This window comes from Streptomyces sp. NBC_00178 (genome assembly GCF_036206005.1).
In the GTDB taxonomy this organism is placed as follows: Bacteria; Actinomycetota; Actinomycetes; order Streptomycetales; family Streptomycetaceae; genus Streptomyces.
On the sequence record NZ_CP108143.1, the window covers coordinates 751,383 to 764,840 of the forward strand.

Annotated in this window: 10 protein-coding genes; 6 read left to right on the forward strand and 4 right to left on the reverse strand. The window is 72.4% G+C overall.

Going from position 1 to position 13,458, the window contains the following annotated elements; genetic code table 11:
* Positions 1-124: 124 nt before the first annotated feature.
* Both OHT61_RS03145 and OHT61_RS03150 read left to right on the forward strand, forming a co-directional pair.
* Positions 125-2,122, forward strand: a complete 1,998-nt coding sequence (locus OHT61_RS03145; protein WP_329034836.1) for an ABC transporter ATP-binding protein — start codon at positions 125-127, stop codon at positions 2,120-2,122.
* A 70-nt stretch (positions 2,123-2,192) separates the two neighbouring features.
* On the forward strand, positions 2,193-3,395 hold the full coding sequence (locus OHT61_RS03150) for an MFS transporter (protein ID WP_443049353.1): 1,203 nt from the start codon (positions 2,193-2,195) through the stop codon (positions 3,393-3,395).
* A gap of 95 nt (positions 3,396-3,490) precedes the next feature.
* Here the strand turns inward: OHT61_RS03150 and OHT61_RS03155 are convergent, their stop codons facing one another.
* Both OHT61_RS03155 and malX read right to left on the reverse strand, forming a co-directional pair.
* Positions 3,491-4,708: a MalY/PatB family protein gene (locus OHT61_RS03155; RefSeq protein ID WP_329034837.1), complete on the reverse strand. Its 1,218-nt coding sequence runs from the start codon at positions 4,706-4,708 to the stop codon at positions 3,491-3,493.
* A complete protein-coding gene (gene malX, locus OHT61_RS03160; protein WP_329034839.1) occupies positions 4,705-6,345 on the reverse strand; it encodes a maltose/glucose-specific PTS transporter subunit IIBC in 1,641 nt (546 codons plus the stop codon). The genes OHT61_RS03155 and malX overlap by 4 nt, the downstream gene beginning before the upstream one ends.
* A gap of 402 nt (positions 6,346-6,747) precedes the next feature.
* Between malX and OHT61_RS32465 the strand changes: the two genes are divergently transcribed.
* A complete protein-coding gene (locus tag OHT61_RS32465) occupies positions 6,748-6,825 on the forward strand; it encodes a 50S ribosomal protein bL37 (RefSeq protein WP_371604899.1) in 78 nt (25 codons plus the stop codon).
* Between the two features lie 87 nt (positions 6,826-6,912).
* Here OHT61_RS32465 and OHT61_RS03165 read toward each other — a convergent pair whose 3' ends face one another.
* Positions 6,913-7,125 (reverse strand): MbtH family protein, encoded by a 213-nt coding sequence (locus OHT61_RS03165; protein WP_329034841.1) that lies wholly within the window; start codon positions 7,123-7,125, stop codon positions 6,913-6,915.
* A 229-nt stretch (positions 7,126-7,354) separates the two neighbouring features.
* Between OHT61_RS03165 and OHT61_RS03170 the strand changes: the two genes are divergently transcribed.
* Positions 7,355-8,458, forward strand: a complete 1,104-nt coding sequence (locus tag OHT61_RS03170; RefSeq protein ID WP_329034843.1) for an alpha/beta hydrolase-fold protein — start codon at positions 7,355-7,357, stop codon at positions 8,456-8,458.
* A gap of 771 nt (positions 8,459-9,229) precedes the next feature.
* Positions 9,230-10,573, forward strand: coding sequence for an MFS transporter (locus OHT61_RS03175; protein WP_329034845.1), 1,344 nt, complete (start codon positions 9,230-9,232; stop codon positions 10,571-10,573).
* 198 nt (positions 10,574-10,771) lie between these two features.
* On the opposite strand, the gene OHT61_RS03180 is transcribed toward OHT61_RS03175, so the two are convergent.
* Entirely contained in the window at positions 10,772-11,266 is a 495-nt protein-coding gene (locus OHT61_RS03180) for a hemerythrin domain-containing protein (protein ID WP_329034848.1), read from the reverse strand.
* Positions 11,267-11,397: 131 nt separating this feature from the next.
* Between OHT61_RS03180 and OHT61_RS03185 the strand changes: the two genes are divergently transcribed.
* A complete protein-coding gene (locus tag OHT61_RS03185) occupies positions 11,398-13,434 on the forward strand; it encodes a prolyl oligopeptidase family serine peptidase (RefSeq protein ID WP_329034850.1) in 2,037 nt (678 codons plus the stop codon).
* Positions 13,435-13,458: the final 24 nt, after the last annotated feature.

A 13,458-nucleotide genomic window follows, 5' to 3' on the forward strand; every position in this document is an offset into this window, starting at 1 on the left:
CACGCGCCGGGGCGTCCGGCGAGGGGGCGTGGCCGTCCAGCGACGGGGCATGGTCGCCCGCGGCCTGCCGGGGGCTCCTCACGCCTGGTGCCGGACGGACGAACCCCGCCCGAGGAGGCAGCAGTTGAGGAAGTTGTTCCGGCGGGTCCGGGTGGTCGAGCCCGCGGTCTCCGAGGCCGAACAGGAGCTGTTCGGCGGACCGTTGCGCTACGACATGGGCTTCTCCGAGCACGAGAGCGCCCGGCTGGAGCTCACGATGCTCTCGGCGATCAGGGCGATGCCCCGCCTGGTGGCGAGCACGCTGCGCCGGGCGTGGACGGCCGACCGGCCGGCGCTTCTCGTCGTCGGCGTCAGCGAGGTGGGGCAGGGCATCGCGGCGGCCGTGGGCCTCCTGGCGGTCAACTCCGTGATGCACGCACTGCTCGGCGGCGGGGACCCCGCCGACAGGCTGCGCGCGGCGGTGCCCGCGCTGGTCGTCGCCGCCGTCGTCGCGGTGGCCAACGCCGCTCTCGCCGGGCTCTCCACCTCCCGGGCCGGCCGTCTGGAGCCACTGGTCGAACGGATCGCGACCACCGAGTACCTGGCCGCGGCCACGACGGTGGAACTGGAGGCCATCGAGGACCCGGAGTTCCGCCGGCTGATCGACGTGGCCCAGTACGGCGCGGCGTCGGCACGGCGCATGATCGGGGCGTGCGTGGCCGCGCTGAACGGCACGATCTCGCTGGTCGCGACGGCGAGCATCCTGACCGTCCTGCACCCGGCCCTCCTTCCGATGCTGCTGCTGATCGCGGCACCGCGCGGCTGGGGCGCCATGCGGGTGGCACAGCAGCGGTACGTGTCGGTCATGACGTGGGTGGAGCACATCCGGGCCGGCCGTCTGATCGGGAGTCTGCTGACGGAGCGCAGCGCGGCCCAGGAGGTCCGGATCCACGGCGTCGGCGCCTTCCTGCTCGACAAGTACCGTGTCATGGCGCTGAGCGCCGAGGCCGAGCAGAAGCGGCTGGCGAACGGGAAGGCGATGACGGAGCTGGCGGCCGCCGCACTGTCCGGGCTGGCGACGACCTGTACGTACGGCGTGATGATCTGGCTGATCATGACGGGCCACATGGGTCTGGCCGTCGCCGGCACCGCGGTGATCGCGGTGCGGGCGGGCTCGGCGAGTCTGGGCGCCCTGGTGATGAACGTCAACCAGCTGCACGAGGAGAGCCTGTACGTACGGGACCACGACCGGTTCCTGGCCGGAGCCGCGCGCCGGTCGATCCCCGAAGGCGGGGAGGACCTGCCGGAACGGGTGGGCCAGGTCGTGCTGGACAAGGTCACCTACCGCTATCCGGAACGCGAGGACCCGGCGCTGGACGGCGTCTCGATGACCCTTCCGATGGGCTCGGTGACGGCCGTCGTGGGTGAGAACGGCTCGGGCAAGAGCACCCTGATGAAGGTGCTCGCCGGGCTGCTGCTCCCGCAGAGCGGCACGGTGCGCTGGGGCCCGGCCGAACTGTCCGCCCTCGACCGGTCACAGGTGTTCGACCGGGTGGCGCTGCTCACCCAGGACTTCCAGCGGTGGCCGGTGACCGCGGGCCTCAACATCCGCATCGGGCGCCCCCACCGGCACGCCGGACACGAGGACCTGCGCCCCTCGGTCGACTACGCGGGGGCCTCCCCGGTGCTCGCGAAACTCCCCCGCGGCCTGGACACCCTCCTGGCCCGCGTCTTCCGCGGGGCGTCCGAACTCTCCGGGGGCGAATGGCAGAAGCTGGGGCTGGCCCGCACCCACTGGCGCACGGTGACCGGCCGGGCCGACAGTGTCCTCATCGTCGACGAACCCACCTCGGCACTCGACCCCGAGGCCGAGATCGCCGCCTTCGACGCGGTCCGCCGACTGGCCGGACCGGACCGGGCGGTCGTCCTCGTGACCCATCGCATGTCGGGTGTCCGGGAGGCGGACACCATCTACGTACTCGACCGGGGCCGCCTCACCGAGCACGGCAGCCATCACGAACTCATGGCCGCCCGGGGGCGTTACGCCGCCATGTTCACCACGCAGGCCGCGCAGTACGCCCGGAGGCCGCGTGGCGCCGTACCGCGTCCGGGCGGCCCGGCCGGACGTTCCGCGGACCGGTGACCGGCCGGGGCGGCGCGCCGGGCGCTGCGGGGGACGGCCGCGGAGAGGTGGCGCTCGTAGGGTGACCCGCGTGAACGTGCGCGAGGACGGAACGAGGACGGGCGGTGCCCGACGGCCGGGCTACGCGGCGGCGGCCGCGGTGTTCGCCATCGGGATGGCCGGTACGACCCTGCCCACACCGCTGTACGGCCTGTACCAGGAGCAGATCGGGTTCTCCGAACTGCTGGTGACGATCGTCTTCGCGGTGTACGCGCTGGCGGTCATCACGGTGCTCCTGCTGGTGGGGAACTACTCGGACGCGGTCGGCCGGCGGCCGGTCCTGCTGTGCGCGATGGCGCTGTCGGCGGCGAGCGCGGGATGCTTCCTGCTGGAGAGGGGCCTGCCGCTGCTCTTCACGGGCAGAGTGCTGTCCGGGTGCGCGGCCGGCCTGCTCAGCGGTGCGGCGACCGCGGCCGTCATCGAACTGGCGGGCCCCGGGCAGAAGGCACGGGCGGGGTTCGCGGCGACGGCCGCGAACATGGGCGGCCTCGGCTGCGGCCCGCTGCTCTCGGGCGTCCTGGCACAGTACAGCTCCTGGCCGCTGTCCCTGCCGTTCTGGGTCCATCTGGGACTCGTGGCCGTCGCGTGCGTGATCACCTGGCTCCTGCCCGAGACGGTGCAGGCTCCCAAGCGGTGGCCGCGGCCGGCTCCTCAGGGGGTGTCCGTGCCCCCGGAGGTGAAGAGGGTGTTCGCGTCCGCCTCGGTGGCGGCGTTCGCGGGCTTCGCGCTGCTGGGGCTGTTCACGGCGGTGGCGCCCACCTTCGCCGCGCAGACGCTGGACGTGCACAACCTCGCCGTGTCCGGCGCCGTGGTGTTCTCGGTGTTCCTCGCGTCGACCTTCGGGCAGTACCTGACGCGGTGGATCAGCGCCCGCCGCGCGCTCCCCACCGGGTGCGGCATCCTGATCGTGGGCCTGCTGCTCGTGGCGTCCTCGCTCCTCGCCGAGTCGTTGCTCCTGCTCGTCCTCGGCGCCCTGTGCGGCGGTACGGGCCAGGGGCTGGCCTTCCGCGGGGCGCTCACGCTGGTCAGCGGCGCGGCGCCGCCGGAGCACCGCGGCGGGACGATCTCGGCGTTCTTCGTCGTCGCCTACACCGGGATCTCCGTGCCGGTGGTGGGCGTCGGGGCGCTCGCCACCTGGCTGGGGCTGCGTGAGGCGGGACTGGTCTTCACGGGCTGCGTGATCCTGCTGGCGGCCGGGGCCGGGGCGTACGCCGCGCGCAGGCCCGCCGCGTGAGCGCCAAAGCCCGCGCCAGGCCCGGTTCCTGACGGCACGCGGGGGCCTGCGTACGGTCGACCGTCCGCAGGCCCCCGTCCGGTCTTCCCGGGTGGTCAGGCCGGGTACGGCTCCTCCCCCGCCGATGTGAGCCGTCGCAGCGCCCTGACCAGGGCGTCCACTCCCGCCTCGGCCTTCGAACGGGGGCAGCCGACGTTCAGCCGGACCCGGCCGGCCGAGCCGTACGCCGAACCCGGCATGATGGCCACCTTCTCCACCTCGACGAGTTCGCGCTGCAGTTCGTCGTCGTCGACGCCCAGCGGCCGCAGGTCGATCCAGGCGAGGTACCCCGCGTGCGGAGGCTCCCAGCCGAGCTGCGGAAAGGACTCGTGCAACCGGTCGGCGACCATCGCGAGGTTGCCCGCGAGATAGCCGCGCAGGTCGTCCAGCCACGGCGCTCCCTCCCGGTACGCGGCGATGTGGCCGACCAGCGAGAGCACCGCCGGCGAGGAGAGGCCGTCAGCCTCCTTGAGCTGCCGGAGGTAGGCGTCGCGCGAGGCCGTGTCGCGGATGATCCCGTAACTTCCGGTCAGCGCGGGAATGTTGAACGACTTGGAAGCGGAGGTGACCACGGCCCAGCGGCCGTCACCCCCGTGTTCCACCCAGGTGCGGTGGACGTGCGGGGCATGGGCCAGATCCGAGTGGATCTCGTCGCTGACGACGGCCACGCCGTACCGGGCGCAGAGTCCGGCCATGCGGTCCAGTTCGTCCGCCGTCCAGACCCTGCCCGTCGGGTTGTGCGGTGAGCAGAGCAGCAGGACCGCCGTGTCGGGGAGCGCGAGGAGCCGCTCGAACTCCGCCCAGTCGTCGAGCGGGCACTCACGCAGTTCCCTGCCGTGCGCCGCCACCGTCCTGGGGAAGGCGTCGTACATGGGCGTGTGGACGACCACGCCGTCGCCGGGGCGGGACCAGAGGCGCAGCAGCAGGGAGACCTGGTACATGACGGACGGGGCGTACACGATCGACCCGGGGTCCACGGACGCCGCGTGCCGTGAGGCGTACCAGTGCGTGATCGCGGAGAGGAAGTCCTCCTGCCGCCAGCGCGAGTAGCCGAGCACACCGTGGTCGAGTCGGCCCCGCAGCGCGGCCGTGATCTCCGGGGCCGTCTCGAAGTCCATGTCGGAGATCGTGAACGGCAGCAGGTCCGGCACACCGAAGCGGTCCTCGACGTAGTCCCACTGGGTGCACCAGGTGCCGTGCCGGTCCACGACGGCGTCGAACGCGCAGGGAGCCCGCCCGGCCTCACCGGCCGCCCGGGAAGGGGCGGACGTCATGACCGGCCCGCCGGGAGCATGGTGGCGACGGCGTCCTTCACGGACTGGACCTGCGGCCCGATGATGACCTGCACGTTGTGGGCGTCGAGCTTGACGACCCCCACGGCTCCGAGCTTCTTCAGCCGTGCCCCGTCGACCAGTTCGGCGTCCTGGACCGTCATACGCAGGCGGGTGATGCAGTTGTCGAGGGACTCGATGTTGCCGGACCCCCCGATCGCCTCGAGGATGGCGACCGCGTCGTACTTCCCCGCGATCAGTTCCCGGACGGGCTCGGGCCGCCCGGCGGACGCGGCGGATCCGTGCTGCCCGTCGGGCTCCGCGCCCTCGTCGTCCCCGCCGTCCTGCTCGGGCTCGTCCTCGCGGCCGGGGGTCTTGAGGTCGAAGCGGGTGATGGCCCAGCGGAACAGGAAGTAGTACACGGCGAACCACACCGCCGCGATCACCGGCACGAGGTACCACTTGGTCGTCGTCCCCTGGAGGACGCCGAAGACCAGCCAGTCGATGACGTTGCCGTCGGTGTTGCCGATGAAGACGCCGAGCAGGGCGGCCGTGAGGAAGCCGAGTCCCACGAGGACCGCGTGGATCGCGTACAGCCAGGGGGCGACGAAGAGGAACAGGAACTCCAGCGGTTCCGTGATTCCGCCGACCACGCAGGCGACCACGCCGGACACGAGGAGGGCCTTGATCTCCGGGCGCATCTCACGCCTGGCGCAGTGGTAGATCGCGAGCGCGGCACCCGGCAGGCCGCCCAGGTAGGAAGCCATCTTGCCCTGGGAGAGGAAGTGCGTCGCATCGGTGACCGCGCCGTTCGGCGGGGCCGCGCAGTCGAGGTGCGCGTAGAACATGTTCAGCGCGCCGGAGACGCTGTCCCCGCACACGGTCCCGGAGCCGCCGACGTCCGTGAACCGGAACATCGCCACGAGGATGTGGTGCAGCCCGATCGGCCGCAGCAGCACCTCGCCCATGCCGAAGAAGAACGGCCCGAAGACACCCGTGTGCCCGATGCCGCGGCCCACCGCGGTGATCCAGCCGTTGAAGGTCGGCCACACCAGGGGGATGAGCAGACCGAGCACGCTCAGGACGAGGGCCGAGACGATCGGGACGAAGCGCAGCCCGCCGAAGAAGGCCAGCGCGTCAGGCATGCGCTGGGCACGAAAGCGCTGGTGGAGGAGGCTGACAACGATGCCAACGGCCACGGCTCCGAGGAGTCCCGTATCGATGGACTGCACGCCCAGCACGTCGGCTACGCCGTAGTGCTCGATCACCTTGGCGTCGTCGAGGTCGACGCCCTTCGCGGTGAGGAAGAAGTTCACGGCGAGGTTCATGGCCGCGAAGCCGACGAAGCCCGAGAAGGCCGCGACCCCCTTGTCCTCACGGGCGAGTCCGAGCGGGATCGCCATCGCGAACAGGACGGGCAGGAAGGAGAAGGCGACCAGCCCGGTGTTGGCCATCCAGGTGAAGACCAGGTGGAAGCCCTCGGCCTTCAGGAAGGGGAGGTTGTCGGTGACGGCCTCGCTGGACAGCGATGATCCGATGCCCAGGATGATGCCGCAGAACGCGAGCAGGGCCACCGGGAGCATGAACGTCTTGCCGAGCCCTTGGAGGAATTCCCACAGAGCGGCTTTGGTCTTCTGCATGTGTACGGAACTTTCGGAGCATGGGGGGGACGGACCCCGGCGCTCGCCGTGGCGGTGCGCGGACCCACGGCGCAGGGTGGAGGACATGACGAGGGGAGTCGGGCCGTCCTCACGCGATGCACCCGGGGATCGCCCGGTGACCGGCGCCGGACAAGACCCTTTCGCCGCACGGATCACATCACAGCAGGTCGGCGGCTGTCCATGGTGGTCGCCGCGGGACGACGACCTGTGCGTGGCGACCTCCGCGCCCGGCCGGCCACCGCACCGCGCATGACGGACGCCACCCGTGTGCGGGCAGCCGGGGTGTTTGCCCGCGCCTCGATGGGTAAGGGGCTCCTTGATCGCCGGAGGTGACAATCCGGCGGAAAATTCACGAAATACGACAAGGAAAAGGAGGGTTCGATGTCCTCGAAGCGACGTCGCAAGAAGAAGGCCCGCCGCAAGAACGGCGCGAACCACGGAAGCCGTCCGCAGACCTGAGGGCGCTCCGACGCGTTCGGGGGGTGGCGGCCGCCACCCCCCGAACGCGTTTCCCGGGCAGGGGCCAGGGCGTCTCCGCCCGCCCGGTCAGACGTCCGTGACGGCCGCGAGGGAGCGGGGACGCAGATCGGTCCAGTGGACCTCGACGAAGTCCAGGCACGCCTCTCGGGTGTTCTCGTCGAAGACGGTGGTCCAGCCGCCCGGCACCTCGGCGAAGGACGGCCAGAGCGAGTGCTGGCCCTCGTCGTTCACCAGGACCAGGAAACGGCCTTCGGGGTCGTCAAAAGGGTTGTTGCTCATGGGTGTTTGCCTCCTCGGCTCCGATGGACGGGGCCGGGAGGCCGCCGCGTAAGGACGGGTTGCGATTAGGTTAGGCTCCCCTAATCAGTGCGAGCCTATCCTTTCAACTTCACCCTCACAAGGAGATGTTCATGCGCATGGTGACGGAACGGGCGCCTGCCGGGCACGAGGGGAAGGATGTGGCCGCCGCACACGGCCGGACCAGCCGCCGACGCCGGGCGGCCCGGCCATGAGCGCGCCCGCCGCCGAAGCGGAGCGCACCTTCGCCGAGTTCGGCCTGTCCGGCGAGCCCGGGAGCGACGCCTTCTGGGACGGGGTGCGCACGCCCGTCTCCGTGCCCGCCGAGGGCGGAGGCTGGCTGACGCTGTTCCTCCGGCGCGGATCTCCGGCGACCGTGAACTTCGAGAGCTGGTCGGACCCGGTGCCGCTTCGCCACTGGGCGGGGTCGGACTGCTGGTACGCGCAGGTGCGCATGCCCGCCAGGCTCCGGGTGACGTACCAGTTCCTCACGGACGACGGGGCGTACGCCGACCCCTTCAACCCGGCCGGCACGGGCGGCGACCGTTCCCTCGCCTCCACCCCGGACGTGCCGCCCCAGCCGCACTGGCCGGCCGTGGGCGCCGACGACGTCCTCCCCGTCCCTTCGACGCGGCTCCGCTGGGCCTCGGAGCGCCTGGGCGGACGGCGCACCGTGCGGGTCCACCCGGTGGGCGGCGGGGGTCCCGTCGTCCTGCTGCTCGACGGGGACGACTGGCTGTACCTGCACCCCGCGACGACGGCGTTCGAATCGGCCGTGGCCGACGGTGCGATGCCCCCGGTCACGCTGGTCTTCCTGCCCGCCAAGGACAGGGCGGCCGAGTTCGGCTGCCGGCCCGACCTGTGGCTGGCCGTCCGGGACGAGCTGCTGCCGCTGGTGACGGGGTCCGGCGTGGCGTCCGACCCGGACACGCTGGTGGTCGCCGGGCAGAGCCTGGGCGGGCTGAGCGCGATGTACGCGGCTCTGGAGTTCCCCGGCCTGGTGTCCCGGGTCGCGTGCCAGTCGGGGTCCTTCTGGTGGGAGCCCGGGGCGGAGCGGCTCCCGGACCCCTTCGCCGGGCCGCTCGGCGGAGCGGTCGCGGCCCGGCTGCGGGAGAACCCCGACCTGAGCGGGCTCCGGGTCGCGTTCGACGTGGGGGAGCACGAGATGCGGATGCTCCCGCACTGCGAGCGCGTCGAGGGTCTGGCCCGGCGCGCGGGGGCGGCCGTCCGGGTGTCCCGCGCACCGTCCGGGCACGACCGTGCGGGTTGGCGGCACGCATTGCTCCGGGACGTCGCCTGGACACTGACCCAGTAGCTCTTCGTCACCCTGGGTGACATCGCGCGGTGGTGGACCCCGGAAAGCCCGGCATCCCCGCTTCACCGTGCTCGGCCTGCTCCGTGAGCCGCCGACACGGCGCGAATCCACGTGGCCGCGGCGCCGCCGGGACCACGTGGCCGCGGCGGCGCGCACGGGTACGAGCCGCGGGGGCCACCACCGCTGGATCACCGAAGGACCTCGACCAGCTGCCGGGCGGCGGGGGCGGGCCCCGCCCGACACCCCTGCGCGCCCCCTTTCCGAGGCATCCCCATGGGCGCGGCCCGAGGCGTGCGCCCGCGTGGCGCGCGGGGCACAGAGGCCCACCGGCGCGAGGCGCGGGGTGCAGGCGCGCGCCCGCGTACCTCCGGGGGCATGCGCGCCCGCGTGGCGCGCGGACGTGCCGTTCCGAGCCGGTCCGCGACAGGCCGCACGGACGCGATCACGCAGGTCACAGCGCTGTCCGGCCGGGCCCGTTTGCCATTTTGGATGATATGCATCATCCTCAATATGGATGACGAGACCACTCCACATGCCGCGGACGTCCCCCACCACCGACCCACCCTCTCCCGGCCGAAGCTCATGACCCCCAGCCCACGGCGACACACGTCGGCCACGGGCTGAAGCGCCGGGACGTCCGCGCGAGTGGTCGAGTCCGCCCCGAGCCGGCCCCGCATGTCGGCCGGAGCCCTCGGGCACACCGCCCGCCCCCGCCCGGGGCGTCCGATGTGTGTGCCCGCCACTCCAGCCGATCTTCGCAGTGAGGAAAACGTGACTTCAGCATCAGCCGCCATGCCGAACGCCAGGCGCGGAACCATTCCGGTCTTCGCCGCCGCCACCGCCGTCACCGTGTCGAACATCTACTTCACGCAGCCCCTGCTGGAGCAGATCGCCCGTAGCTTCCACATCTCCGCCGCCGCGGCCGGCCTCGTGGCGACCGCAGGCCAGATCGGCTATGCCCTCGGCATCGTCGCGATCGTCCCGCTGGCCGACGGAGCCAAGCTGCGGCGGCTGTCCGCCGTGCTCCTCACGGTGACCTCGCTGGCACTCGTCGCCGGAGCGTTCGCCCCCTCGATCACTCTGCTGAGCCTGGCCGCCCTGATCCTGTCCGCCACGACCGTGATCCCCCAGGTGATCATGCCCACCGCCGTGTCCATGGCCGCGAAGGGGCAGGCGGGCCGTGTCCTCGGAGCGATCGGCACGGCGCTGACCCTGGGGGCGCTGGTCTCCCGAAGTGTCTCCGGCGTACTCGCCGAGGTCACGGGGACATGGCGGGCCGGATTCCTCCTCTCCGCGGCCGCCACGGCGGCCCTGCTCCTGATCCTCCCCCGGTACATGCCGGCCAAGGCCGCGCAGACGACCGGGGAGACCCTGGGCTACCGCAGACTCCTGAGGTCTCTTCCGGCCCTCTTCCCGCGCTACGCGGCGCTGCGCATCTCGGCAGCGCTGGGCGGACTCGTCTTCGCCGCCTTCTCGGGTTTCTGGGCCGTACTGGCCTTCCACCTCACCGAGCAGCCCATAGGACTCGGGTCGGCCGCGGTCGGGCTCTTCGGAATCGCCGCCGTCCCCGGCGCGCTGGCCGCGCGGTACTCCGGCCGGATGGCCGACCGGTGGGGACCGACGGTCGTCAACGCCGCCTCGCTCACGGCGGTGGCACTGGCCCTCGCCCTCTTCCTGCTCTTCGGTCACTCGCTGGTCGCGCTGCTCATCGGCTGCAACCTGCTGGGCTACGGGACGACCAGTGGACAGATCGCCAACCAGGTCCGCGTCTTCACCGCGGGGCCCGAGGTCCGCGCCCGGATCAACACCCTGTACATGTTCTCGGTGTTCGCCGGCGGCGCCACGGGGACGGCGGTCGCGGGGGCGCTCTTCGCCGCCTACGGCTGGTCGGGGGCGATCGGGGGCGGGTTCGGCTTCCTCGGCCTCGCGGCGGTCGTCCTCGCTCTGCACACGGCCAGGACCCGGCGCAGGCCGTCCGTCCCGGCAGCCGTGACCGGCTCCGTCGCCCTTTCCGGCAACCGGGTCACGGGTGACTCCGCGTCTCTCCCGGACACCCGCACCTCAGGTGACCGCGTCGGGGCCGGTACCGGTCCGGACGACACGTCCCGCCGGTAGGCACGCCCGCGCGGGACTCACCCGGGGCGCGTCGCGGCGAACGGGGCGCGTCGCGGCGAACCCGGCGGGAAGTCGCCCCCGGGGCGGTGCACCGACGGCCGGGAGCACCGCCCGGCCCGGTGCAGCCGGGGAAGGCCGCCGGCCTGGGCCGGCCCGCGACCGGGCCCCCCGGTACGGGTCCCCGCACAGCCGCGGGGCTCAGTGGGCCCGCACGACGGCGCGGACACTCTCGATGCTGCCGCAGCCTGCCTCCAGGTGCTTCTGCCGGTCGCGGAGGAAGACGGCGCCGAGCTCGGCCCGGCGCTCCTGCGGGACGCTCTCCCGGGCGCCGTTGAGGATCGTGCGCTCCTCCTCGTCGAGGTGGTGCGTGATGGCCTTGGCGAGTTCCTCGAGCTTCTCGTCCCACGCGTCGGAGCCGACGTCCCGGACCTCCATCAGGGCGAGGAGCGCCTCGTTCCCCTCGTGGTGCTCCTCCTTCCCGTGCTCGATCTCCTCGTCGTCGACGTCGCGGAACCGTTTGAGCGCCGGGTACACCTCGGCCTCCTCCGCCTCGCCATGGGCGATCAGGAGCGCGGCGAACTCGTTCAGGGCCGCCCTCCGGTCCTCCTCGACACTCCTCATCCGCCGCAGCAGTTCCTCCATGCTGCGATGGTCCGCAAGGATCTCGGCTACCACGTCATGCGCTTCGGACACCTGGAACTCCTCTTCTGTACGGTGCTTCGCTGCTACCCCCGGGAAGGGCCTGCAAGCAGGGACGTGGTGCGCGTGCGCGGCGCCGACGGCGGCCGGGCGCGATGTGGTTCCGGGCCGCCCCGCCCTGCACAATGCAGCGTGTGACTGATCAGGACCCGTATCTGTGGCTGGAAGACGTCGAGGGGGAGCCCGCTCTCGCGTGGGTGGCCCGCCGGAACGCGGAGACCGAGGCGGCGCTGGCCGTCGGCGAGGACTTCGCCAAGCTGAGAACGCGCCTGCGGGACGTGCTGGACGCGTCGGACCGCATTCCGGGGACCGTCCGGCGGGGCGCGCACCTCTACAACTTCTGGCGGGACGCGACGCGGGTGCGCGGCGTGTGGCGGCGTACGACGCTCGAGCAGTACCGCAAGGACGCGCCCGAGTGGGAGGTCCTCCTCGACATCGACGCGCTCGCGGCGGCCGAGGGCGAGAAATGGGTGTGGGCGGGTGCCCACGTCCTGCGTCCCGGCCACGACCGCGCGCTGCTGAGCCTGTCGCGCGACGGCGGTGACGCGGTCGTGGTGCGTGAGTTCGACCTCGTCGGCATGGAGTTCGTCGAGGACGGCTTCCGGGTCGCGGAGGCGAAGACGCTGATCGGCTGGATCGACGCCGACACCGTCTTCGTCGGCACGGACACCGGGCCGGGCTCGCTGACCGACTCGGGCTATCCGCGCACGGTGCGCAGGTGGCGCCGCGGGACGCCGCTGGACGACGCCCCGGTGGTCTTCGAGGGGGAGCCGGGTGACGTCTCGGCCGGTGCATGGCACGACAGCACCCCCGGTTTCGAGCGGGACTTCGTCGTCCGGACGCTGGACTTCCACCGCGGTGAGCTTCACCTGATGGGCGCGGACGGCACGCTGGAGCGGATCGACGTTCCCGACGACGCCGTCGCCTACGCTTATCGCGGGTATCTCGTCGTCACGCCGAAGTCGGCCTGGCTCGGGCAGCCCGCGGGCTCCCTGCTGGCGTTCGGCTTCGACGCGTTCCGGGCGGGCGACCGCACCGCGCAGGTGCTGTTCACCCCGGACGGGCGCACGGCCCTGGCGGACCACTCCTGGACCCGCCACCACCTGATCCTGACGACGATGCGCGACGTGAACACGCGCATCGAGGTGCTCACCCCGTCCTCCGGCGGCACCTGGACCCGCGGTCCGCTGGCCGAGGTGCCCGCGCTGTCCGACGCGACCGTCGTGGACACGGACCCCGACGTGTCGGACGAGTTCTTCCTCGACGTGTCCGGGTTCCTGCAGCCCTCCACGCTCTACCGGGGCGAGACCGGGGGCGGCATGGAGATCCTCAAGCAGGCTCCGGCGCGCTTCGACACGACCGGCCTGCGGGTCGCTCAGCACTTCGCGGTCTCCGAGGACGGCACACGGGTGCCGTACTACGTGATCGGCCCCGAGGCCGCCCGCCCGGGTCCCACCCTGCTGTACGGCTACGGCGGGTTCGAGATCTCGCTCACGCCGTACTACGGGGCGGTGACCGGCAGGGCCTGGCTGGAGCGCGGCGGCACGTACGTGATCGCGAACATCCGGGGCGGCGGCGAGTACGGCCCGACGTGGCACCGGGCCGCGCTCGGCGCGGACCGCCACCGGGCCTTCGAGGACTTCGCCGCGGTCGCCGGCGACCTCGTCGCCCGGGGCATCACCACGCCCGCCATGCTGGGCGCCGAGGGCGGGAGCAACGGCGGACTGCTCATGGGCGCGATGATCACCCGCTACCCGGAACTGTTCGGGGCCGTCGTCGCGGACGTTCCCCTGCTGGACATGATGCGCTTCCACAAGCTCCTGGCGGGCGCGTCCTGGATCGCGGAGTACGGCGATCCCGACGACGCGGCCGACGCCGTCCACCTGCGGGATCTCTCCCCCTACCACCGGCTGGCGGCGGGACTCCCCTGCCCGCCGGTCCTGCTGATGACGTCCACCCGCGACGACCGGGTCCACCCCGGGCACGCCCGGAAGGCGGCCGCCCGCATGCGCGAACTCGGCCTGCCGGTCCTGTTCCACGAGAACGTCGGCGGAGGTCACGCGGGAGCGTCCGACAACGCGCAGGCCGCTCACAACAGTGCGCTCGTGCACACCTTCCTGTGGCGGCACCTGGCACCACGGGATCCCTCCGCCGCACGCTGACGGGGCCGGGGCCGTTCCGCCCGG

Bases quoted from the DNA above. Each gene is read 5' to 3' on its own strand.
- OHT61_RS03155 (WP_329034837.1), bottom strand. From the start codon at position 4,708: ATGACGTCCGCCCCTTCCCGGGCGGCCGGTGAGGCCGGGCGGGCTCCC.
- malX (WP_329034839.1), bottom strand. From the start codon at position 6,345: ATGCAGAAGACCAAAGCCGCTCTGTGGGAATTCCTCCAAGGGCTCGGC.
- OHT61_RS32465 (WP_371604899.1), top strand. From the start codon at position 6,748: ATGTCCTCGAAGCGACGTCGCAAGAAGAAGGCCCGCCGCAAGAACGGC.
- OHT61_RS03165 (WP_329034841.1), bottom strand. From the start codon at position 7,125: ATGAGCAACAACCCTTTTGACGACCCCGAAGGCCGTTTCCTGGTCCTG.
- OHT61_RS03170 (WP_329034843.1), top strand. From the start codon at position 7,355: ATGAGCGCGCCCGCCGCCGAAGCGGAGCGCACCTTCGCCGAGTTCGGC.
- OHT61_RS03185 (WP_329034850.1), top strand. From the start codon at position 11,398: ATGCAGCGTGTGACTGATCAGGACCCGTATCTGTGGCTGGAAGACGTC.